The following is a 22,221-nucleotide window of genomic DNA, read 5'->3' on the forward strand; positions in this document are numbered from 1 at the left end:
CGTCATACACACTTGTAGGATCGACGGTCAAGGAGGTGTCGTGGACGACATCGAGGAAGCACGACGCGAGGCCGAGGCGCTCCGACGCGACCGGGAGAAGGCCGAGCGCGCCGAGGCGAAGGAGGCCGACCGCGCTCGTCGGGACGCCGAGAAGGCAGAGCGTGACGCTCAGCGGGACGCCGAACGCCGCGAGCGCGACCGGGTGCGCGCCGCCGCGGACCAGGAGAAGCGCGAGCGCGAGGCGCGCGAACGTCAGGAGCGCGAAGCACGGGATGCGGCGCGTGAGGTCGCGCGTCAGCTCCGAGAGGCCGAGCGTGCCGAGCGCACCGCGTCCCTCGCCCAGCAGCGGGCCGCCCGTGACGCCGAGAAGGCCCGCCGGCAGGCCGTCCGTGTCGCGCACTCGACGGCGCCCGACGACGAGCAACCCGCGCTCGCGGCCGACCTGCCACCGGGGATCGCCGTGCTGTGGCGCGCACCCGCCGTCGGTCGCCCCGGCCCCCGGCCCGGGCTCACGCTCGAGCAGATCGCCGATGCCGGCATCGCCCTGGCCGACGCCGAGGGACTGGACGCCGTCTCGATGGCGCGACTGGCCGAGTCGCTCGGGTTCACGACGATGTCGCTCTACCGGTACGTCTCGTCCAAGGACGAGGTGCTGAGCCTGATGTCCGACCGTGCCGGCGGTTCGCCGCCCCCCACCGGGCCCGAGCTGGGTGGCTGGCGCGAGCGGCTCGAGCTCATCCTCGCCATCCAGCAGCCGATCCTGCGGGCGCACCCGTGGCTCGCGCGCACCACGACCGTGCTGCACGCGATCGGTCCGGGTCGCCTCGCCTGGATGGAGGGCATGCTCGCCGCGCTGGAGGAGACGCCGCTGACGGAGCGGCAGAAGGTCGGTGCGATCGGGGTGCTGTCGACGCACGCGCTCGACCAGCTGCGGATCAGCGAGCAGCTGTCGTCCCAGGCGCGCACCGCCGCCGTCGGCCCCGCGGACGGCGAGGCCCCGGATCTCGGTGAGCTCATCGGCATGCTCGCCACACCGGCGTCCCACCCCGCCCTCGTGCGGGCCGCGTCGTCAGGCGCGTTCTCGTGGGGCCCGTCCGAGGAGCCCGGGGACGACTCCCTCGACTTCGGTACGCAGCTGATCCTCGACGGCATCGAGCGGCTCGTGACCGTCGCCGCGAGCCACCCACAGCCCCCGGCCCGGCGGGTGCTGCCGCCTGGACCCGTCCAGGTGTCGGACGCACCCGACAGACTCGAGGCATGACCTCTCCCGATGCCCCACCGGTAGACGCACCGCGAACCCTGCTGGTCGACGTGCCGACCCTGACCGGCCGCTGCTTCGGCGACGGCAACCCGCTCTACGAGCAGTACCACGACGAGGAGTGGGGCAAGTCGGTGCACGGCGAGCACGCCCTGTTCGAGCGGTTCGCGCTCGAGGGCTTCCAGTCCGGGCTCGCGTGGATCACCGTGCTGCGCAAGCGTCCCGCCTTCAGGGCCGCGTTCGCGGACTTCGACCCGGAGCGTGTGGCCGAGTTCGGTGACGACGACGTCGCACGGCTGATGGCCGACGCCGGGATCGTGCGCAACCGGGCCAAGATCGAGGCGACGATCGCGAACGGCCGGGCACTGCGCGAGCTGCACGCGTCCGGCGGATCGCTCGACGCCGTCCTGTGGTCGCACGCCCCCGACCGCACCGACTGGGTCCGGCCGTCCACCTGGACCGACGTCCCCGCGATCACCGCCGAGTCGAAGGCCCTGGCCAAGGAGCTCAAGTCGCTCGGCTTCCGGTTCGTGGGACCCACGACTGCGTACGCCGCGATGCAGGCGTGCGGCGTGGTGGACGATCATCTGGCGACCTGCCCGACGGTTCGGAGCGTGTAGACACCGCCGCTTCGCGGCCACAGCGTCCGCTGGCGCGATCCACCTAGACGCTTGACCAGGGCGAACGCCCGGGCACGCCGTAGAGGTCCGGCCGACGGCTCGAGCGACGTGCCGTGGGCCGCGGGTGAGATCTCAGCTTGTGGCGGGTGATGTGTCGGCGAGCGTCTCGGCAGGCGGGATTCTGCGCACTATCGTGCGGCGAGTGGCAGACGATCTCGAACCCGACGGGCGGCACGACGACGTGCGCGCCGCGGCAGAGGCGTTGGCCGGGACGGCCGAACCGGACGTCGAGATCCTCGCCGCGGTCCACGACGGGCTCCGCCTCGTGCCGGCCGGATCGCCCACGTCGTGGTTCGACGTGCCGTCACAGAAGCGCGGGCGCGACGACGGGTCGCTGGGGACGCGCCGAGAGGTCTGAGACACTCGCGTCTCACCCGTCGAACATGGTTGCTCACCATGTGGTCGCCGGTCTACCATCGCGGCTACCATCCAGAGCGGCCGAGAGACCTGGCTCCACGACGCCGCAGCAACCCCCCTCTCACGAGGGTGTGGGTGCTTCCGCCAGGGACGATGGAGAGAACCAGATGTCCCCGAACCACCGTTGTACCGGACGACCCGCCTCGCAGGGCCCACTGTGAGCGCCGCGACGGTGGAACCTCGCACGCCCGGACTGCACGTTGCGCCCGCCGCGCGCCCGCAGGCTGCCAACGACCGGCCCACCATCTCCTTCGAGCTCTTCCCGCCGCGCAATCCTGACGCGGCGCCGCGCCTGTGGGCCACGATCCAGGCGCTCGAGTCGGTGCACCCGGACTTCGTCTCGGTCACCTACGGCGCCTCGGGCAAGACGCGCGTCACCACGCGGCAGCTGGTCAGCCGCCTGCTGCACGAGACGACCCTGAACCCGATCGCCCACCTGACCTGCGTCGGCACGTCGCGCGAGGAGATCACGACGATCGTCGAGGAGTTCCTCGACGAGGGCGTCCGCTCGTTCCTCGCGCTCCGCGGCGACCCGCCCACGGACCAGACCGACTGGGTCGCGCACCCGGACGGGCTCCAGACCGCCGGCGAGCTGGTCGAGCTGCTGCGTCAGATCGAGGCGCAGCGCTGCGCGGACAGCCCGTCGCAGGCCGTGCGGGCTCGCGTCCGTCCGCTCTCGGTCGCCGTCGCCGCCTTCCCCCGCGGGAACCACGCCACCGGTGGCACGCGGGCCCAGGACGTCGCGTCGCTGCTGTCCAAGCAGGAGGCCGGCGCCGACTTCGCGATCACGCAGGTGTTCTTCGAGGCGGAGGACTACCTCGGGATCGTCCAGGAGGCGCGCGAGGCCGGCGTCACCATCCCGATCATCCCGGGCATCATCCCGACCACAGACCCGGCCCGCCTGCTGCGGCTGCAGGACCTCACCGGGGTTCCGGTGCCCGAGCGACTGTTCGACCTGCTCGGCTCCGCCGACGACGAGCTCGACCGGCACCGCCGGGGCATCCGTGCCAGCGTCGACCTGGTCAACGGCGTCCTGGACGGCGGGGCTCCCGGCGTCCACCTCTACACGTTCAACCAGCACCATGCCGTACTTGACCTGCTCGAGGGTGCACACCTCGACGGCGGAGCTCGGACAGCTCCCGACCTGGCCAGCGGGCCGCAGGTCACGGCAACCGCCCGACCCTCGAGGGACTGAAAACCATGAGCGAGACCCCGAAGTTCCCCGCCGGCTCCGTGCTCGGCTACCCGCGCATCGGACCGCGCCGTGAGCTCAAGAAGGCCATCGAGTCATTCTGGGCCGGCAAGTCGAGCGCCGACGACGTGGAGGCTGTGGCCGCCGACCTGCGTCGCCGCACGCGCAACCGCCTCGTCGAGCTGGGCCTGCCCAAGGACGTTCCCGCGATCCCGAGCGCCTTCTCGTTCTACGACCACGTGCTCGACGCGACCGCCGTCGTCGGTGCCGTCCCGGCCCGCTTCGCCGACGTCGTCGCCGAGGACGGCTCGCTCGACCTGGCCGGTTACTCGACCGTGGCGCGTGGCCGCGGTGACGACCTGCCGCTCGAGATGACCAAGTGGTTCGACACCAACTACCACTACCTGGTCCCGGAGATCGGCCCCGAGACCACGTTCCGCTACGCGAGCGACCGCCCCGTGCGGGAGTTCAAGGAGGCCCTCGCGGACGGCGTCCTGACGCGTCCGGTCATCGTCGGCCCCGTCACGTACCTCGCGCTGGCCAAGTCGACCGAGGGTGCGCCCGACGACTTCGCGCCGATCGACCGCCTCGAGGACCTGCTGCCCGTCTACGCCGCTCTGCTCCAGGACCTCGCCGCCGCGGGTGCCACCTGGGTGCAGCTGGAGGAGCCCGCACTGGTCTCCGACTCGATCGAGGTCCCGGCCGAGCAGCTGCTCGCCGCGGTCATCGAGGCGTACCGCGCCCTGGCCACCGACCTCACCGACCGCCCGGCGATCCTCGTCGCCGCGCCGTACGGCGACCTGGGCGCCGCGCTCCCGGTGCTCGCGGCCACCGACGTCGACGCCATCGGCATCGACCTCGTCCGCGGCAGCGCGCCCACCGAGTCCGTACCCGGCCTCGAGACCAAGACGCTGGTCGCCGGCGTGATCGACGGTCACAACATCTGGCGCGCCGACCTCGACGCCAAGCTCGCGATCCTGGAGCAGCTGGAGGGCCTCGGCGCCGCCGCGGTGACCGTCGGCACCTCCACGTCGCTGTTCCACGTCCCGCACACGACCACCGACGAGCCGACGCTCGACGAGACGCTGAAGAGCTGGCTCGCCTTCGCCGACGAGAAGGTCGCCGAGGTCGTGACGCTGGCCGAGGGTCTGACCGAGGGCCGCGAGGCCATCCACGAGCAGCTGCTCGCCGCCACCGACGCGGTCAACTCGCGTCGCACGGCGCCCGGCGTCGTCGTCCCCGCGGTCCGCGAGCGCGCGGCCGCCCTCAGCGAGGACGCGTTCAACCGCGGTCCGTTCGACGAGCGCAAGGTCGCGCAGGCCGCCCGCCTGAACCTCCCGCCGCTGCCGACGACGACCATCGGCTCGTTCCCCCAGACCGGCGAGATCCGCAAGGCGCGCGCCGCGTTCGGCAAGGGCGAGCTGACGGAGGCGCAGTACGACGAGGAGATGAAGGCGGAGATCCGCCGCGTCGTCGAGCTGCAGGAGCAGATCGGCTTCGACGTGCTGGTGCACGGCGAGCCCGAGCGCAACGACATGGTCCAGTACTTCGCGGAGAACCTCGACGGGTTCGCTGTGACGCAGAACGGCTGGGTCCAGTCCTATGGCTCGCGCTGCACGCGTCCCTCGATCCTGTGGGGCGACGTCTCTCGTCCGAAGCCGATCACGGTCGACTGGACGTCGTACACCCAGTCGCTGACCAGCAAGCCGGTCAAGGGCATGCTCACCGGGCCGGTGACGATCCTCGCGTGGTCGTTCGTGCGCGACGACCAGCCGCTCGGTGACACCGCCAACCAGGTCGGCCTCGCGCTGCGCGACGAGATCGCCGACCTCGAGGCCGCCGGCATCGCCGTGATCCAGGTGGACGAGCCCGCGCTGCGCGAGCTGCTGCCCCTGCGCGTCGAGGACCACGCCGCCTACCTGGACTGGTCGGTCCGCTCGTTCCGCCTGTCGACCGCGGGCGTCCGCGCCGACACGCAGATCCACACGCACCTGTGCTACTCGGAGTTCGGCCAGATCATGGGCGCGATCGACGGCCTCGACGCCGACGTGACGTCCATCGAGGCGGCCCGCTCGAAGATGGAGATCCTCGGAGACATCGCCTCGGCCGGCTACCCCCGCGCCGTCGGCCCGGGTGTCTACGATATCCACTCTCCGCGCGTCCCCAGCGAGGCCGAGGTCGAGGAGCTGCTCACCGAGGCCGTCAAGGCCATCGCCGTGGACCAGCTCTGGGTCAACCCGGACTGCGGCCTGAAGACGCGTCGCTACGAGGAGGTCGCCCCGTCGCTGACGCACATCATCGAGGCGACGAAGAAGGTCCGCGCGACGCTCTGATGCCCGCCACCTGTCCCGTGACCTCCGTGGCCGCGGGCGGGTGGTCCGCGCGACTCTCTGATGCCCGCCACCTGTCCCGCGACCTCCGTGGCCGCGGGCGGGTGGTCCGCGCGACTCTCTGATGCCCCGCCACCCGTCCCGTGACCTCCGTGGCCGCGGGCGGGTGGTCCGCGCAACCCTCTGACGTCAGACCGACAGCCCCCGACCTTCGCGGTCGGGGGCTGTCGTGCGTCTACGGTCGGGACGTGAGCACGATCTTCGACACGTTGACCATCGACCAGCTCCGCACGCGCACCTCGGAGAAGTGGCGGCACTACCCGCCACACGTGCTCCCGCTCTTCGTCGCGGAGATGGACGTCCCGCAGGCCGAGCCGGTGGTCCGGGCCGTGCACGACGCCATGCAGCGCGGAGACACGGGTTACCCGTCGGGCAACTCCTACGCCGAGGCGTTCGCCGGGTTCGCGGCGCGGCGGTGGGGCTGGGACGTGCCGGTCGACCGGACCCGCATGACGGCCGACGTGATGGTCGGGGTCACGGAGATGGTCCGGCTGCTCACCGATCCGGGCGACGCCGTCGTCATCAACCCTCCGGTCTACCCGCCGTTCACCACGTTCCTCACGCACGCCGCGCGGTACGTCGTGCACGCGCCGCTCGGGGCCTCCGGCCGCCTGGACCTCGACGCCCTCGACTACGCGTTCGGCCGGGCCGCCACCCATGGCCGCCGCGCGGCCTACCTGCTCTGCAGCCCGCACAACCCGACCGGCACGCTGCACAGCGCCGAGGAGCTGGCGGCGGTCGGCGAGCTGAGCCGCAGGCACGGTGTCCGCGTGGTTGCCGACGAGATCCACGCACCGCTCGTCCGGGCGCGCGGCTCCCGGTTCATCCCGGCCACCACGGTCATCCCGGACGCGATCGCGGTGCACTCGGCGTCCAAGGCGTACAACTTGGCGGCGCTGCGCGCAGCGATCGCGGTCCCCGGGCCGGAGACGACCGAGCTGGAGCAGCTGCCGCAGCCCGTGTCCGACGGGGTCATGCACCTGGGGGTCGTCGCTCAGACGGCCGCGTACGCGGACGGTGCCGCCTTCCTCGACGAGGTCCTGGCGGGGCTGGAGCACAACGGAGCTCTCCTGCAGAGCCTGCTGTCGCCGTTGGTCAGCTGGGAGCCCCCGGAGGCCACCTACTTCGCCTGGCTGAACCTCAGCGCGTTCTCGGACCAGCCGTCGCGCGCGCTGCTCGACGGCGGGCTCGCGGTCAACCCCGGACCGACGTTCGGCGCCGAGGGAGCCGGGCACGTTCGGCTCAACTTCGCCACGTCGTCAGCGATCCTGACGGAGGCGACGGCCCGCCTGCGCGCGACGTTCGACGCCACCCCCCGCTGAGCAGTGGGAGGCGGCCGTCAGCGCTGAGCGGCCTTGCTCAGGTGCGCCTGCAGTGCGTCGACGATGCGGATGTCTGCGTCGAGCCACGGGACGTCGTGCCACTGGCTCAGGGGCAGCCAGCGCAGCTCGTCGTGCTCGACCAGCGGCTCGGGAGTTCCCTCGACCACCTCGGCCAGCCAGATGCGCATCACGTACTCGTCGGAGAGGCGCCACATGCCGTCGTCCGGACCCACGAGCTCGTCGCCGAGGCCGACCCGCGCCCCGAGCTCCTCACGGATCTCGCGGTGCAACGCGTCCTCGGGCGGCTCGTCGCCGTCCACCTTCCCGCCGGGGAACTCCCAGCGGCCTGCCAAGCGGGCCGGGACTGCGCGTCGCGCGGCCAGCAGCTCACGCGGATCGTCGAGATCGTCCACGATGGCGGCGGCGACGACGAGTACGGGTGAGGTCATGCGGTGAGTCTGCCAGGCCCCCGGGAAACCGGGGCGGCGTTGGTGCGACGGCCACGCTGCTCGAGCCGTCGACGCCGGGAAGAGTCAGCGGATTCCGTGAGCCACGGCCCAGGCGACGGCCTCGGCACGCGTGGAGACGCCGATCTTGCGGTAGACACTGCGCACCTGCGACTTCACGGTGTTGCGCGTGACGAAGAGCCGCGTCGCGATCTCTTCCAGGGTCACGTCCTCGGCCAGCTCGGCCAGGACGACCCTTTCGCGGCGCGTCAGTGCGTCGTTCGAGACTCCGACGGTCCTGCTCGTCTCCACCATGCTCATGATGTCCTCCGGTGTGCTGCATGTCCCGGGACGTCCGGGTCACGCCTTGGGCTGCGTACCGGATGAGAGGGGGCAGGTCGTGAGCCATGACGCCACTTCTGCCAACTCTTCATGTTCGGGTTCCCCCCCGACATGCCGATCTCGCTAACCACCCACAATGAACGTCGCATCGGCACCCTGATACGCCGTACGTGTGGCCGGTCTCGAGGTTTCACCCGATCGGTGGACCATATTGCCCGCCAAAAGGGACGACTTGGTAACCCGGCCGTTTCGTCCGCGAGTCAGCCTGCGCTCTGCGCGGCGTACTCGTCGGACGTCAGGAGCGGACCGGTCGACGTGACGTCGACCTTCAGGAGCCAGCCCGCACCGTAGGGGTCGGAGTTGACGACGGAGGGGTCGTCGATCGCCGACTGGTTGATCTCTACGACAGTCCCCGTGACCGGGGAGTACAGCTCGGACACCGACTTGGTCGACTCGATCTCACCCACCACAGCGCCGGCCACGATGTCCTCGCCGACGGCGGGGAGCTCGAGGTAGACGATGTCGCCCAGGGCGTCCGCAGCGGTCGCGGTGATGCCGATGGTCGACGGGGAACCGTCCTGCAACCACTCGTGCTCCACGGTGTAGTGCAGGTCGGTGGGCAGATCCGTGCTCATAGGTTCTCCTGTCGAGGGGGGACGGGCCCTAGTGCTTGGTTTACCGGGCTCGGCGGTAGAAGGGAAGAGCAACAACCCGGACGGGTTCGAGGCGTCCGCGCACGTCAACAGCAAGATCGGTGCCCGGGGCGCTCACTTCGGGCGTCACGTAGGCCATCGCGACCGGGTGACCCAGGGTCGGTGACGGGGCACCGGACGTCACGACGCCCACTTCCTGGCCGTCCGGCGTGGTCACCGGGTAGCCGTGCCGGGCGGCCCGACGGCCCAGTCCCTGGAGCCCGACGAGCGTCTTGGTGGGCTCAGCGGCATCCCGCGCCTCGAGGGCTGCGCGGCCGACGAAGGGCAGCGGACCGCCTTCGGCGGTCGTCTTGTCGAGCTTCACGACGCGGCCCAGACCGGCGTCGTGAGGCGTCGTCGAACGGTCCAGCTCGTTGCCGTACAGCGGCATGCCCGCCTCGAGGCGGAGGCTGTCGCGCGCGGACAGGCCGGCCGGGACGAGTCCGAAGTCAGCGCCCGCAGCCAGGAACGCCTGCCAGAGGGCCGGGGCCAGGGCGGCGTCGAGGAAGAACTCGAAGCCGTCCTCACCCGTGTAGCCCGTGCGGGCGACGAGGACGGGTTCCCCCGCGAAGGTGGCGGGCAGGCACGCGTAGTACTTCGACTCGCCGATGTCGCCACCGGTCTCGTCGAGCCCCTGCGTCGCGTGGACGATGTCCAGCGCGTTCGGGCCCTGCACCGCGATGAGGGCCGTCTGCGGGGACCGGTCCTCGACGGTCACGTCGAAGCCGTCGGTCCGCTGGCCCAGGGCGTCGAGGACGACCGCGTGGTTCGAGGCGTTCGCGACGATCAGGTACGCGTCCTCGCGGTCCCGGTACACGATCAGGTCGTCGACGACCCCGCCGTCCTCCTGGCAGATCATCGTGTAGCGCGCACCCTGGAAGCGCAGCGCGCCCAGGTTCCCGACGAGGGCGTAGTCGAGGAACGCGGCCGCGTCCGGGCCGCTGATGCGGATCTCGCCCATGTGCGACAGGTCGAAGAGCCCGGCCGCCGTGCGCACCGCGACGTGCTCCGCGATGTCGGAGGTGTACCGCAGCGGCATCTGCCACCCGGCGAAGCTCGTGAGGGCTGCACCGAGGGCGAGGTGCTCGTCGTGAAGCGGGCTCAGGGTGTCGTTCACGTCGTCGCTCATTCCGTCCCTCTCACAAGTACGCCTCGATCGGAGGGCAGCTGCAGACCAGGTTGCGGTCGCCGTGCGCGCCGTCGATGCGGCGTACCGGCGGCCAGTACTTGCCCTCGCGCAGCGCTGCCACCGGGAAAGCGGCGAGCTCGCGCGGGTACTCGTGGGTCCACTCGTCGGCGGTCAGGCTCGCCGCCGTGTGGGGGGCGTTGCGGAGCGGCGACTCGGCGACCGACCAGCGGCCTGCGGCGACGGCGTCGATCTCGCCGCGGATCGCGACGAGCGCCTCCACGAACCGGTCGATCTCCGCGAGGTCCTCGGACTCGGTCGGCTCGACCATCAGCGTGCCGGCCACCGGGAACGACAACGTCGGCGCGTGGAACCCGTAGTCCATGAGCCGCTTGGCCACGTCCTCCGCGGTCACGCCCGTCTCCTTGGTGATGTCGCGCAGGTCGAGGATGCACTCGTGCGCGACCAGCCCGTTGGGGCCGGTGTAGAGGACGGGGTAGTGGCCCGACAGGCGGGTGGCCAGGTAGTTCGCCGCCAGGACGGCCGTCTCGGTGGCTTCCCGCAGTCCGTCGGGACCCATCAGCGCGACGTAGGCCCAGCTGATCGGGAGGATGCCCGCCGAGCCCCACGGCGCCGCACTGACGGGCGCGGTTCCCTCGTTCACCGCGCTCGGCGTCGGGTCGCCCGGCAGGTACGGCGCGAGGTGCGCCGCGACCGCGACCGGTCCGACGCCCGGACCGCCGCCGCCGTGCGGGATGCAGAACGTCTTGTGCAGGTTGAGGTGGGAGACGTCGCCGCCCAGCTCGCCCGGACGCGCCAGCCCGACGAGCGCGTTGAGGTTCGCGCCGTCGATGTAGACCTGGCCGCCGACCTCGTGCACCAGGTCGCAGACCGTGCGCACGCCCTCCTCGTAGACGCCGTGCGTCGAGGGGTAGGTGATCATGATCGCGGCGACCTGGGGACCGTGCTGGTCGAGCTTGGCGCGCAGGTCGTCGAGGTCGATCGACCCGTCGGACGCCGTCGCGACGACGACGACGCGCATGCCCGCGAGCGCCGCCGACGCCGCGTTGGTGCCGTGCGCCGAGGCGGGGATCAGGCAGATGTCGCGCTTCTCGCCGCGCGCCTCGTGGTAGCCGTGGATGGCCAGCAGCCCGGCCAGCTCACCCTGCGAGCCGGCGTTCGGCTGCACCGACACCGCGGCGTACCCGGTGATCTCGGCCAGCCAGTCCTGCAGCTGCGTCACCAGCTCCGCGTACCCCGTCGTCTGGTCGAGGGGTGCGTACGGGTGGATGCTCGCGAACTCCGGCCAGCTGATCGGCTCCATCTCGGCCGTCGCGTTCAGCTTCATCGTGCACGAGCCCAGCGGGATCATCGTGCGGTCGAGGGCCAGGTCCTTGTCCGAGAGCCGGCGCAGGTAGCGCAGCATCGCGGTCTCGGAGCGGTGCAGGTGGAAGACGGGGTGCGTGAGGTACCCGTCCGTGCGACGCAGGCCGGCGGGCAGCGCGGCCGTCTCGCCGACCGGCCCGGTCGGCGCACCCACGCCCACGAAGCCGAACGAGTAGGTGCCGTCCTCGTCGGACTCGAGCGTCGTCGTGCCGGCCGCCGCGAACGCCATGACGACCCGCAGCACGTGGTCGCTGTTCGTGCGCTCGTCGCAGGCGATCTGCACGTGGTCGCCGTCGGGCGCCCACAGGTTCACGCCCGCGTCCGCGGCCTTCGCGACGACGTCGCGAGCCTTGCCCGGGACGACCGTGCGGATCGTGTCGAAGTAGGTGCCGTGCTCGACGTCCACACCGATGCCGGTGAGCAGCTCGGCGAGGCCGGACGCGTGCGCGTGCACGCCCTCGGCGATCGCCCGCAGGCCGTCGGGGCCGTGGTAGACCGCGTACATCGACGCGACGATCGCGAGCAGCGCCTGCGCTGTGCAGATGTTGCTCGTCGCCTTCTCGCGGCGGATGTGCTGCTCACGCGTCTGCAGGGCGAGCCGGTAGGCCCGCGCGCCGTCGGCGTCGATCGAGACGCCGACGAGACGGCCGGGCAGCGACCGCTCGAGCCCGTTGCGCACCGCCATGAACGCGGCGTGCGGCCCGCCGCCGAACAGGGGGACGCCGAAGCGCTGCGCCGAGCCGACCGAGATGTCCGCTCCGAGCGTGCCGGGGCTGGTGAGGAGCGTCAGGGCGAGGAGGTCGGCCGCGATCGTCACGAGGCCGCCGCGCTCCTTGACCTGCGCGATGACGGGTGCGAGGTCGCGCACCTGGCCCGACGCGCCGACCTGCTGCAGCACGACGCCGATCAGGTCGCCCTCGATCTCGGGCAGGCCGTCCGTGAGGTCCGCGACGACGACCGGCAGGCCGATGGCGTCGGCACGACCGATCGTGACGGCGAGGGACTGGCTGAACAGGTCCTGGTCCAGGACGACGGTGCCGGCCTTGCCGCGGGCACCGCGCCACATGAGCGCGACCGCCTCGGCGACCGCCGTCGCCTCGTCGAGGAGCGAGGCGTTCGCGATGTCCAGGCCGGTCAGGTCGGTGACCATGGTCTGGAAGTTCAGCAGCGCCTCGAGCCGGCCCTGGGCGATCTCCGGCTGGTAGGGCGTGTACGCGGTGTACCAGGCGGGCGACTCGAGGACGTTGCGCCGGATGACGGCCGGAGTGATGGTGTCCGAGTAGCCCTGACCGATCATCGGCGTGAGCACCTGGTTGCGGCTCGCGATCTCACGCAGCGCGGCGAGCACCTCCTCCTCGGAGCGTGCGGCCGGCAGGTCGAGCGGACGGTCCGTGCGGATGCTCGCGGGCACGGCGGCGTCGACCAGGGCGTCGAGCGACTCGTAGCCGACGACCGAGAGCATGTGCGCCGTCTCGGTGCCTCGCGGGCCGATGTGCCGGTCGGCGAAGCTCTCGGCAGCCGGTGTGTGCTCCACACGCGTCGACGCGACGATGTCGCCTGACGTGTCGAGGTGGAGGACTGGGCCATCGAGCACAGCTGAGTGGAGGTTGGTCAAGAGCCGATCGGTCACGGGCTGCTCCGCAAGGGTCGTCCGGTAGGCACCGGGACGGTGGGTGGGCTCCCCGCTCTGTCATCCGCGCGTGAACGCGACCTGAGAGTTTTGCCGGTCCGCCTGTCGGGGCGCGCCGGCTTGCACCGTCGGTGGGGCTCGTCCGATGAAGGAGTCCGCCCGCTTTCCAGAGTTGCCTCGCCTCGGCGGTACAGGGGCCTGAGAGATTCCCGGGGAGGATTGCTCCTTCGGCGCCCCGCACGATCACGGTCGATCTGCGGGAGCTCTCCCGCCGTGGTTCGAGCAGCATGTGAAGTTGTGGGGACAGCGTACCCGCCGGATGTTTCTCGCATGGCGCTGCTCGGACGGTCGCACAGCGTCGTTCCCGTTCGGTCGCCCACCGCTCGATCGTTACGCTGGCGCGGTGTCCTCCTCGTCGACCGACCGCGTGCGTGCAGCGGTCGTCGTCGCCTCCGACCGGTCAGCGTCCGGGGAGCGCCACGACGGATCGGGTCCTGTCGCCGTCGAGCGGCTGATCGCCGCCGGGTTCGAGGTCGGGCCGGCGGTCGTCGTCCCCGATGGTGCAGCCTCGGTGGAGGCCGCGCTGCGTCGTGCGGTCGACGACGGCGCACGGGTGATCATCACCTCGGGCGGCACGGGCGTCGGGCCGCGCGACCGGACGCCCGAGGGAACGCGACACGTCCTGGCGCGGGAGCTGCCCGGCATCCCCGAGCTGTTGCGTCGCTCCGGTGCAGCGACCGTGCCGACCGCCGTGCTGTCGCGAGGACTGGCCGGGATCACGGTCGAGGGTGCCGTCGTCGTCAACCTGCCCGGTTCGCCCGGAGGCGTGTCCGACGGGCTGGACGTCCTGCTGCCGCTGCTCCCGCACCTGCTCGACCAGCTCGGGGGCGGTGACCACCGATGATCGCGCGGATCGTCGACGAGCCCCTCGACCTGCTGTTTCACGTGGAACACGTCAGCAGTCCTCGCGCGGGAGCGGTGGCGACGTTCGTCGGCCTGGTGCGCGACCACGACCCGTCGGTCTCCGGCCGCGTGGTGGGTCTCGACTACTCGGCGCACCCTGACGCTGCTTCGGTGATCGAGCGGATCGCCGCATCGTTCGCGGCGCAGGACGACGTGCTCGGTGTCGCCGTCAGCCACCGGATCGGCCACCTGGCGGTCGGCGAGGCGGCGATCGTCGCCGCCGTCGCCACGTCGCACCGCGCGGAGGCGTTCGACGTGTGCCGCGCCCTCGTCGAGACGGTCAAGGCCGAGCTCCCGGTGTGGAAGCGTGAGGTACTGGAGGACGGGTCGCACGTGTGGGTGGGGATGACATGACAGAGCAGCTGGTCGACCGGTTCGGGCGCGTGCACCGCGACCTGAGGATCTCGCTGACCGATCGCTGCTCGCTGCGCTGCACCTACTGCATGCCGGCCGACGGCGTCCCGTGGCTGGCCCGCTCGACCATGCTGACGACCGAGGAGATCGTGCACGTCGCGCGCGTGGGCGTCGACCTCGGGATCACCGAGATCCGGCTCACCGGCGGCGAGCCGCTGCTGCGCGTCGACATCGTGGACGTGGTGCGTCGGCTGACCGCCCTCCTGGGTCCGTCGGGTCGCCCCCCCGAGGTCTCGCTCACGACGAACGCGCTTCGCCTGCCCGGGCTGGCCTCCCCGCTCAAGGACGCCGGGCTCTCCCGGGTGAACATCAGCCTGGACACCCTGGACCGGCAGAAGTTCCTCCAGCTGACCCGCCGCGACAAGCTCGTCGAGACCCTGGCCGGGATCGCGGCCGCCGACGCCGCCGGGCTGCACCCGGTGAAGATCAACGCGGTCGCGATGCGTGGCGTCAACGACGACGAGGTCGTGGAGCTGACGCGGTTCGCGGTCGACCGCGGCTACCAGATGCGCTTCATCGAGCAGATGCCGCTCGACGCGGGGCACACCTGGGACCGCAACGAGATGGTGACGCAGGCCGAGATCCTCGAGCGCCTGCGTGGCGCCTTCGAGCTCACCGAGGTGCCCGGTCGGGGCGCCGCACCTGCCGAGCTGTGGACCGTGGACGGTGGCCCCGCGACCGTCGGCGTGATCGCGTCGGTCACCGCGCCCTTCTGCGGCGCGTGCGACCGGCTGCGACTCACCGCCGACGGGCAGCTGCGCGCGTGCCTGTTCAGCCAGGGCGAGACCGACACCCGCTCCATCCTGCGGGGCGGCGAGGCCGTTCCGGCCCAGCTCGGGGTGGGACCTGACCAGGCGCTGCGCATCGGGACGACGGCTGCGGACCGGCCCGCCCCCATCCCGGCCGACGTCGACGAGGCGCTCGCCGAGGCCTACCGCCGGTGCCTGGCGGGCAAGAAGGCCGGGCACGACATCGACGACCCGTCGTTCCTGCAGCCCGACCGCCCGATGAGCGCGATCGGCGGCTGACCTCGCCGGCTACCCGCCCGCGAACGGGGGGAGCACGTCGAGAGTCGAGCCGACGGGGACCTCGTCGGAACCCTCGACCCGCACGCCGTCCGCCAGGAGGGCGCAGCGGCCCAGGACCGCCGCCAGCGCCGGGTGCGTGCCGATCATCGTGGCGCGGACCTCGTCGGCGGTGCCCGACGTCAGGGACTCGGTGTCGACGCCCGCCGCCTCCGCGGCGGCCGCGAAGTACCGGACGGTGATCACTCCCACTGGCCCGCGCGCTCCTCGACCCGGGTCAGGAGGCGCTCGATCGCGGCAGGGTCGGTGCCCGCGGCGGCCAGGCCGGCGACGAACAGGCTGACCGGGACGGCCGGGCGTGCGACCTGGTGCGCGACGGTGCTGGCCACGTCGAGGATGCGGTCGATGTCGACGAGCGCCCGATCGACGCCGAGCTCCGTGCAGAGCTGGTCGATCCAGACGGGAAGGTCGGCGCCGGGGGCGCGGCGCGGGTCGTCGGTCATGGCTCGATCCTCTCAGCCGTCAGCTCGATGTCGAGGCGTTCGACGTCCGGCCAGGTGTCGGCGTCGGCCCCGGAGTCGTCCGTGTCGGCGACGTCGACGAGTGCCAGGTCGGCGACGAGCGCGCGCATCGACGCACCGTGCGGGTCGCCCAGCCGAGCGAGGGCCCCGCTCAGGGCCGACGACCGATAGACGGCCACGAGGTGCTGTGGATGCCCGTCGGCGCTGACCAGCCGCGCGCCGTCGATCTCGGGGGCCGACGACGCCGCCGCGACGAGTGCCGGCAGCGCGCGACCCGCGCGCGGGACGTCGCACGCGAGGACGACGACGAGGCCCGTCGGCTCCAGGGCAGCCAGTCCTGCGGCGAGGCCCGCGACCGGGCCTCCGTCCGGCGGGTCCTCGAGCACGGTCGCGATCCCGTCCCGCGCCACCGACGGAGGGCCGACGACCACGACGTGCTGGGCGTCGACGACCGCCGCGAGCGCGTGGTCGAGCAGGGCCCTGCCGCCGACGACGACCTCGGGCTTGACAGAGCCGCCCAGCCTCGAGCCCCGACCGCCGGCCAGGACGATCGCGTCGAACTCAGGCATCGTCCGACCGCAGCCAGTCGCCCGACTTGCCGCCGGTCTTGGCCTCGAGCCGCACGTCCGCGATGCGCACCGACTTGTCGAGCCCCTTGACCATGTCGACCACGGCGAGCGCGGCGACGGACACCGCGGTGAGCGCCTCCATCTCGACGCCCGTGCGGTCGGCGGTGCGGACGGTCGCGGTGATGGCGACACCGTCGTCGTCGATCTCCAGGTCGACGACCGCGCCGTGCACGCCGATGACGTGGGCGAGCGGAAGCAGCTCGGCGGTGCGCTTGGCCGCCGAGATCCCCGCGATCCGCGCGACCGCGAGCACGTCGCCCTTCGGCACGCCGCCCGAGCGCAGGGCCGCGACGACGTCGGGGCCGCACACGACCCTCCCGGAGGCGGTCGCCGAGCGGATCGTCGGTTGCTTGGCGGTCACGTCGACCATCCGGGCGTGCCCGGCGCCGTCGAGGTGGGTGAAGGGCTGCTCGGGCTGCTCTGTCATTGCTTCACTCTCATGACACGGATGCGGTCACCGACCGCGACGGACTCGGTCGTTGCGGGGATCACGGCGAGGCCCTCGGCCAGGGCGAGTCGCGCGACGAGGTGGGATCCCGAACCCCGACCGGTGGCGCGCACGACGTGCGGGTGGCCGCCGTCCGACACGTATCGCACGGGCATGATCTGGGCGCGGCCGGGCGGGGTGGACCAGGCGTCGTCACTGATCGCGGTCACGGTCGGGCGCTCGACGTCGGTGTGCCCGGCCATCCGTCGCAGCGCGGGACGCACGAACATCTCGAACGACGCGAACGAGCTGACCGGGTTGCCGGGGAGCGTGACGATGGGGGTGCCGTTCGGCAGGCGCCCGAGGCCCTGCGGCTTGCCGGGCTGCACCGCGACCTGCACGAACTCGACGCCCGGCTCGTCGGCCAGTGCGGCCTTGACCACGTCGTACGCGCCCATGCTCACGCCGCCCGAGGTGACGATCAGGTCGACGTCCTCGATCGCCAGCAGCATCGCGTGCAGCGCCTCGGGGTCGTCGCCGACGGGTCCGAGCCGGAGGGCGACTCCGCCCGCCTCCCGGACCGCGGCCGCGAGCAGCCACGAGTTCGAGTCGGGCAGCTGACCGCGCAGCAGCGGCGTGCCGGGGGTGACCAGCTCGTCGCCGGTCGAGATCACGGCGACCCGGGGCCGGCGGTGGACCAGCGCGCTCGCGCACCCGACCGAGGCCAGTGCCGCGATGTGCGCGGGCCCGAGCGCGGTGCCGGCTGCGACGACCAGGTCGCCGGGCACGGCGTCCTCACCCGCGCGCCGGATGTGGTCGCCGGTCGCCGGCGGGGTCGTGATCGTCACCGTCACGGTGCCGCCGTCGGTCACCTCGACCGGGACGACCGCGTCGGCACCGGCCGGCAGCGGGGCGCCCGTCATGATGCGCGCCGCGGTGCCGGGCTCCACCCGGGGCTCCTCGGCGGTCCCGGCGGCGAGGTCGGCGACCACCCGAAGCGTGCCTCCCGGCGTGACGTCCGCGGCCCGCACCGCGTACCCGTCCATCGCCGAGTTGTCCCAGCGCGGGAGGTACTCGTCGGTGCGGACGTCCTGCGCGAGGACCATGCCGTCGAGGTCGTCGAGCCCGAGCTCGACAGCGGGCAGGGTCGCGCCGAGCGCGAGGGCTGCGGCGCGGTGGTCGTCGAGTGAGCGCACGGTCAGCCGGCGGCGTACCAGGCGAGGATGCCGCCCTCGAGGTTGCTCGCGTCGTAGCCCAGCCCTCGCAGCACCCGCGCTGCGGTCAACGACCGGCCACCGACCTGGCACTGCACGACGATCTCCTGGTCGCGCGGCAGCCCGTCGAGCGCGGAGCCGTCCAGCACCGAGCCGAGCGGGACGAGCACGGCTCCGGGGATCGCGCCGGCCGCGAACTCCTCGGGCTCGCGCACGTCGATCAGCAGGAAGTCGTCGGTGCCTGCCTCGCGAGCGGCCAGCCGGCCGATGAGCTCGGGGGCGGTGGTGATGGGGACGTCGAACATGCGGATCTCCTCGCGAGGGGGCGGCGTGGGCGCCGCGTGGGCACGGTTGCCGATCAGCGGGACCTCCGACCAGCGGCCGCGCAGCGCGTCGATGACGAGCACACGACCGAGCAGCGATTCTCCCGTCCCGGTGACCAGCTTGACCACCTCGGTCGCCATGACGGAACCGACCTGCCCGCACAGTGCGCCGAGCACGCCGGCCTCGGCACAGGACGGGACCTCGTCGTCGGCCGGGGGCTCGGGGAACAGGTCGCGCAGCTGGGGGCCGTGCCGCTCCCAGAAGACGGTCGTCTGCGCGTCGAACCGCAGCACCGAGCCCCATACCTCCGGGAGCCCGAGTCGCACGCACGCGTCGTTGACGAGGTAGCGCGTCGGGAAGTTGTCGGTCCCGTCGACGACCACGTCGTACCCGCGAAGGATCCTGTCGACGTTCTCGCTGGTCAGCCGCTCGCGATGCTCGACGACGCGGATGTCGGGGTCGAGCGCCCGGATGGCGTCGGCGGCGCTGCTGACCTTCGGCCGTCCGACGTCGGCGGTCCCGTGGATGACCTGGCGCTGCAGGTTGCTGACGTCCACGACGTCGTCGTCGACGATCCCGATGGTGCCGACGCCGGCCGCTGCGAGGTACTGCAGCACGGGGGCGCCGAGCCCACCCGCACCGACCACGCAGACCCGCGCGCTGCGGAGCCGTTGCTGCCCGACCACACCGATCTCCGCGAGCAGAAGGTGGCGCGACCCGCGCGCGAGCTGCTCACGGGTCAGCGGCGGTCCCGGAGGGACCAGCGGAGGAAGGAGCGGCACGACGACAAACCTACGTCGTCGCGCCGAGGCTGGGGCCCCGCAGGTAGCGCTCGGTGCTCGCCAACTGGGAGCCTGCAGAGATGAAGCCGTTCGTGCTGCTCGCGACGCGCGCAGAGGACGGCGCGGCGGACGCCGAGTACCAGGCGTTCCTCCGGTTCGGCGGGCTGGCGCCGGACGAGCTGCGCCGGGTGCGCCTCGAGGCCACTCCCATGCCCGACCTCGATCTGGACGACCTGTCGGGCGTCTTCGTCGGGGGCAGCCCGTACGACGCGAGCGCGCGGACGAAGTCCGAGGTGCAGGTCCGGGTCGAGGCGGAGATGTCCGCGCTGCTCGACGACCTGGTCGCGAACGACGTCCCGTTCCTCGGCGCCTGCTACGGCGTCGGCACGCTCGGTGTGCACCAGGGCGGGGTCATCGACACGACGTACGGCGAGCCCATCGGCGCCGTGCAGATCTCGCTCACCGACGAGGGCGTGCACGACCCGCTGCTCGCCGGCCTCCCGCCGGTGTTCGACGCGTACGTCGGGCACAAGGAGGCGTGTCGTGTGCTTCCTCCCGCCGCGACCTTGCTCGCATCCTCGCCGACGTGCCCGGTCCAGATGTTCCGCGTCCGGAACAACCTCTACGCGACCCAGTTCCACCCCGAGCTCGACGTCGACGGCATCGTCGTGCGCGTCCGCACGTACTCGGGCTACGGCTACTTCCCGCCGGCAGAGCTCGAGGCGGTGATCGCGCGGGTACTGGCAACTGACGTCTCGGTGCCGCCGCGCATCCTGGCGGCGTTCGTGCGGCGCTACGCCCGCGCGTGATGCGGGGACCGACGCAGGGCTAGAGCGTCGCCTGCCAGCGGACGATCCGGTCGACCGCCTCACGCACCACCTCGACGGACGACGCGAACGACAGCCGGATCCAACGAGTCCCGTCGACCGGGTCGAAGTCGGTGCCCGGCGTCAGCGCGACGCCCGCCTCGTCGAGGAGCCGCGCGCACCACGTGATCGAGTCGAGGCCGCTCGCGGAGATGTCGGCGTAGAGGTAGAACGCGCCGTCGGCGGGTGCGATGCGCGTCCAGCCGAGCTCGGGCAGGCGTTCGAGCAGGAGCGCGCGCGAGGATGCGTACCGTTCGACGTTCTCCCGAGCGGCGGCGTACCCGGCCTCGCTGAAGGCCGCGACGCCCGCGTGCTGGGCCAGCGCCGGCGGGCACAGGGCGACGTTGCCGGCGAGCGCGTCGACGGCGGTGACCAGGTCGTCCGGGAGCACGAGCCAACCGAGCCGCCAGCCGGTCATCGCCCAGTACTTGGAGAACGAGTTCACGACGACGGCGCCCTGGGCGAGGTAGGCGGCGGCGGTGGGCGGGGTCGAGTCGTCGTAGGTGATGCCGTGGTAGATCTCGTCGCTGATCAGCCGGACGCCGTTCGCACCGCACCAGGCCGCGAGCGCGGCCAGCTCAGCGGGATCGATCATCGTTCCGGTGGGGTTGGCGGGCGACGCCACGACGAGCCCGTCGATCGGGGCCTCGAGGGCCTCCAGCTGCGCGACGGTCGGCTGGTAGCGCGTCTCGGGACCGCACGGCAGGATCACGACCTCGCACCCGAGCGCCGCCAGGATGTTCGCGTACGCGGGGTACCCGGGAACGCCGAGCGCGACCCGGTCGCCCACGTCGAACGCCGCCAGGAACGCGAGCATGAAGCCGCCCGACGAACCCGTGGTGACGGCGATCCGGCCCGGGTCGACGTCGACCGAGTACCAGTCCCGGTAGTGCTGGGCGATCGCGGCGCGCATCCCGGGGGCACCCAGCGCCTCGGTGTAGCCGAGGTCGCCGGCGGTCAGCAGGTCGATCGCTCGCTGCCTGACGACCTCGGACGCGCCGGTCGAGGGCTCGCCCGCGCACAGGTTGAGGATGCTCTCGCCGGCGGCCTTGCGGGCGTTGGCCGCGGCGAGGATCTCCATGACGGCGAACGGAGGGACGTGCGCACGGGTTGCGACCTTCATGGGCACATCGTGTCGCACGTCGAGAGCAGGAGAGCAGGACGCCTACCCTCGGACACGTGATCGTGGACTGCGCCCTGTACGCCGGTGGCCGACGCCTCCACCGGCTCGACGACCTCCAGGTCGCGATGCGGGAGGCGGAGAAGAAGGACGGCTTCGTCTGGATCGGGCTGCACGATCCGACCGCCGAAGAGTTCGACGCGCTCGCCCTCGGGTTCGAGCTGCCCGCCCTGGCCATCGAGGACGCGGTCACGTCCCACCAGCGCCCGAAGCTCGAGCGGTACGGCGACCTGACGTTCGCCGTGGTCAAGCCGGTGTTCTACGTCGACCACGTCGAGGTGGTCGAGGTGAGCGAGCTGGCGATCTTCGTCGGCGAGCGGTTCGTGATCGTCGTGCGGCACGGGATCACCGCGATCCCCGCGCAGGTACGGGAGGCGCTCGAGGCCGATCCGGAGATGCTCCAGCACGGTCCTTCCGCGGTGCTGCACGCCATCCTCGACAGGTCCGTCGACCAGTACCTCGAGGTCACGGCCGCGATCGACATCGATCTCGACGAGATCGAGGACCAGGTCTTCGGCGACGACGCCGGCAGCGACCACGCCGAGCGCATCTACAAGCTCAAGCGCGAGGTCCAGCAGTTCCGCCGGGCCGTCGTCCCCCTCGTCGGACCCCTGACGCGGCTCGCCGAGGGCGACGTCCCGAACGTCCCCGTCGACGCACGGCCCTACTTCCGCGACGTGCAGGACCACGCCCTGCATGCCGCCGAGCTCGTCGAGGCCGCCGACACGCTGCTCGCCAACATCATGCAGGCCAACCTCGCCCAGGTGAGCGTCGAGCAGAACCGCGTCGGCGTCCAGCAGAACTCCGACATGCGCAAGATCTCCGCGTGGGCGGCGATCGCGATCGTGCCGACTGCGATCGCCGGCATCTACGGCATGAACTTCGACGTGATCCCCGGGGCGCACGTGACGGCCGGGTTCTACGTCGTCGTGGCGGCGATCGGTGTGATCTGCGGGGTGCTCTACGTGGCGTTCCGGCGCAACCGCTGGCTGTAG

23 protein-coding genes and 2 riboswitches are annotated in these 22,221 nt (G+C 72.1%); of the genes, 11 read left to right on the top strand and 12 right to left on the bottom strand.

All coding sequences use genetic code 11. From position 1 onward, the window contains the following. The first annotated feature begins 40 nt into the window (after positions 1-40). The 6 genes from AC1DPN_RS17315 (at position 41) to AC1DPN_RS17340 (ending at position 7,259) form a co-directional block, all read left to right on the top strand. Complete coding sequence (locus AC1DPN_RS17315; RefSeq protein WP_477086017.1) at positions 41-1,261, top strand: TetR/AcrR family transcriptional regulator; 1,221 nt, start codon at positions 41-43, stop codon at positions 1,259-1,261. Next, entirely contained in the window at positions 1,258-1,878 is a 621-nt protein-coding gene (locus AC1DPN_RS17320; protein ID WP_477086018.1) for a DNA-3-methyladenine glycosylase I, read from the top strand. The genes AC1DPN_RS17315 and AC1DPN_RS17320 overlap by 4 nt, the downstream gene beginning before the upstream one ends. Before the next feature lie 202 nt (positions 1,879-2,080). Then, positions 2,081-2,296, top strand: a complete 216-nt coding sequence (locus AC1DPN_RS17325; protein ID WP_477086019.1) for a hypothetical protein — start codon at positions 2,081-2,083, stop codon at positions 2,294-2,296. 64 nt (positions 2,297-2,360) lie between these two features. Then, a riboswitch (SAM riboswitch) is annotated at positions 2,361-2,455 on the top strand. Positions 2,456-2,512: 57 nt separating this feature from the next. Further along, a complete protein-coding gene (locus AC1DPN_RS17330; protein WP_477086020.1) occupies positions 2,513-3,550 on the top strand; it encodes a methylenetetrahydrofolate reductase in 1,038 nt (345 codons plus the stop codon). A 5-nt stretch (positions 3,551-3,555) separates the two neighbouring features. Next, a complete protein-coding gene (gene metE / locus AC1DPN_RS17335; protein WP_477086021.1) occupies positions 3,556-5,880 on the top strand; it encodes a 5-methyltetrahydropteroyltriglutamate--homocysteine S-methyltransferase in 2,325 nt (774 codons plus the stop codon). A gap of 245 nt (positions 5,881-6,125) precedes the next feature. Beyond that, positions 6,126-7,259, top strand: coding sequence for a MalY/PatB family protein (locus AC1DPN_RS17340; protein ID WP_477086022.1), 1,134 nt, complete (start codon positions 6,126-6,128; stop codon positions 7,257-7,259). A 17-nt stretch (positions 7,260-7,276) separates the two neighbouring features. Here AC1DPN_RS17340 and AC1DPN_RS17345 read toward each other — a convergent pair whose 3' ends face one another. The 5 genes from AC1DPN_RS17345 to gcvP all read right to left on the bottom strand — a co-directional run bounded on the left by AC1DPN_RS17345 (position 7,277) and on the right by gcvP (position 12,785). Then, a complete protein-coding gene (locus AC1DPN_RS17345; protein ID WP_477086023.1) occupies positions 7,277-7,708 on the bottom strand; it encodes a (deoxy)nucleoside triphosphate pyrophosphohydrolase in 432 nt (143 codons plus the stop codon). 84 nt (positions 7,709-7,792) lie between these two features. Beyond that, the gene (locus AC1DPN_RS17350; protein WP_028051171.1) at positions 7,793-8,026 is read right to left on the bottom strand and encodes a helix-turn-helix domain-containing protein; all 234 of its coding nucleotides are present in this window, start codon (positions 8,024-8,026) and stop codon (positions 7,793-7,795) included. A 281-nt stretch (positions 8,027-8,307) separates the two neighbouring features. Beyond that, entirely contained in the window at positions 8,308-8,682 is a 375-nt protein-coding gene (gene gcvH / locus AC1DPN_RS17355; RefSeq protein ID WP_477086024.1) for a glycine cleavage system protein GcvH, read from the bottom strand. Between the two features lie 40 nt (positions 8,683-8,722). Further along, positions 8,723-9,868: a glycine cleavage system aminomethyltransferase GcvT gene (gcvT, locus tag AC1DPN_RS17360; RefSeq protein WP_477086025.1), complete on the bottom strand. Its 1,146-nt coding sequence runs from the start codon at positions 9,866-9,868 to the stop codon at positions 8,723-8,725. Positions 9,869-9,878: 10 nt separating this feature from the next. Continuing rightward, positions 9,879-12,785 carry an aminomethyl-transferring glycine dehydrogenase gene (gene gcvP / locus AC1DPN_RS17365; RefSeq protein WP_477086026.1) on the bottom strand — a complete coding sequence of 969 codons (2,907 nt, stop codon included), beginning with the start codon at positions 12,783-12,785 and terminating at the stop codon, positions 9,879-9,881. A gap of 272 nt (positions 12,786-13,057) precedes the next feature. Continuing rightward, a riboswitch (glycine riboswitch) is annotated at positions 13,058-13,162 on the bottom strand. Positions 13,163-13,284: 122 nt separating this feature from the next. Between gcvP and AC1DPN_RS17370 the strand changes: the two genes are divergently transcribed. From AC1DPN_RS17370 to moaA, 3 genes are read left to right on the top strand one after another with little or no spacing between them, the layout of a single operon-like run. Continuing rightward, a complete protein-coding gene (locus AC1DPN_RS17370) occupies positions 13,285-13,785 on the top strand; it encodes a MogA/MoaB family molybdenum cofactor biosynthesis protein (protein WP_477086027.1) in 501 nt (166 codons plus the stop codon). Beyond that, the gene (locus AC1DPN_RS17375; RefSeq protein WP_477086028.1) at positions 13,782-14,198 is read left to right on the top strand and encodes a molybdenum cofactor biosynthesis protein MoaE; all 417 of its coding nucleotides are present in this window, start codon (positions 13,782-13,784) and stop codon (positions 14,196-14,198) included. Before AC1DPN_RS17370 ends, AC1DPN_RS17375 begins: the two co-directional genes overlap by 4 nt. After that, entirely contained in the window at positions 14,195-15,286 is a 1,092-nt protein-coding gene (gene moaA / locus AC1DPN_RS17380; protein ID WP_477086029.1) for a GTP 3',8-cyclase MoaA, read from the top strand. Before AC1DPN_RS17375 ends, moaA begins: the two co-directional genes overlap by 4 nt. A gap of 9 nt (positions 15,287-15,295) precedes the next feature. Here the strand turns inward: moaA and AC1DPN_RS17385 are convergent, their stop codons facing one another. From AC1DPN_RS17385 to moeB, 6 genes are read right to left on the bottom strand one after another with little or no spacing between them, the layout of a single operon-like run. After that, complete coding sequence (locus AC1DPN_RS17385; RefSeq protein WP_477086030.1) at positions 15,296-15,535, bottom strand: MoaD/ThiS family protein; 240 nt, start codon at positions 15,533-15,535, stop codon at positions 15,296-15,298. Then, positions 15,526-15,786, bottom strand: coding sequence for a DUF6457 domain-containing protein (locus AC1DPN_RS17390; RefSeq protein ID WP_477086031.1), 261 nt, complete (start codon positions 15,784-15,786; stop codon positions 15,526-15,528). Before AC1DPN_RS17390 ends, AC1DPN_RS17385 begins: the two co-directional genes overlap by 10 nt. Continuing rightward, entirely contained in the window at positions 15,783-16,373 is a 591-nt protein-coding gene (gene mobA / locus AC1DPN_RS17395) for a molybdenum cofactor guanylyltransferase (protein WP_477086032.1), read from the bottom strand. The genes AC1DPN_RS17390 and mobA overlap by 4 nt, the downstream gene beginning before the upstream one ends. Beyond that, positions 16,366-16,860, bottom strand: a complete 495-nt coding sequence (gene moaC / locus AC1DPN_RS17400; RefSeq protein ID WP_477086033.1) for a cyclic pyranopterin monophosphate synthase MoaC — start codon at positions 16,858-16,860, stop codon at positions 16,366-16,368. Before moaC ends, mobA begins: the two co-directional genes overlap by 8 nt. Beyond that, a complete protein-coding gene (locus AC1DPN_RS17405; RefSeq protein WP_477086034.1) occupies positions 16,857-18,056 on the bottom strand; it encodes a molybdopterin molybdotransferase MoeA in 1,200 nt (399 codons plus the stop codon). The genes moaC and AC1DPN_RS17405 overlap by 4 nt, the downstream gene beginning before the upstream one ends. Positions 18,057-18,058: 2 nt before the next feature. Next, on the bottom strand, positions 18,059-19,180 hold the full coding sequence (moeB, locus tag AC1DPN_RS17410; protein WP_477086035.1) for a molybdopterin-synthase adenylyltransferase MoeB: 1,122 nt from the start codon (positions 19,178-19,180) through the stop codon (positions 18,059-18,061). Positions 19,181-19,260: 80 nt separating this feature from the next. Between moeB and AC1DPN_RS17415 the strand changes: the two genes are divergently transcribed. Next, positions 19,261-19,989 carry a glutamine amidotransferase gene (locus tag AC1DPN_RS17415; RefSeq protein ID WP_477086036.1) on the top strand — a complete coding sequence of 243 codons (729 nt, stop codon included), beginning with the start codon at positions 19,261-19,263 and terminating at the stop codon, positions 19,987-19,989. Between the two features lie 19 nt (positions 19,990-20,008). Here AC1DPN_RS17415 and AC1DPN_RS17420 read toward each other — a convergent pair whose 3' ends face one another. After that, on the bottom strand, positions 20,009-21,169 hold the full coding sequence (locus AC1DPN_RS17420) for a pyridoxal phosphate-dependent aminotransferase (protein WP_477086037.1): 1,161 nt from the start codon (positions 21,167-21,169) through the stop codon (positions 20,009-20,011). Between the two features lie 56 nt (positions 21,170-21,225). Here AC1DPN_RS17420 and AC1DPN_RS17425 point away from each other — a divergent pair, with 56 nt between their 5' ends. Beyond that, positions 21,226-22,221: a magnesium and cobalt transport protein CorA gene (locus AC1DPN_RS17425; RefSeq protein WP_477086038.1), complete on the top strand. Its 996-nt coding sequence runs from the start codon at positions 21,226-21,228 to the stop codon at positions 22,219-22,221.

Source organism: Cellulomonas sp. P4_H4 (assembly GCF_056400865.1).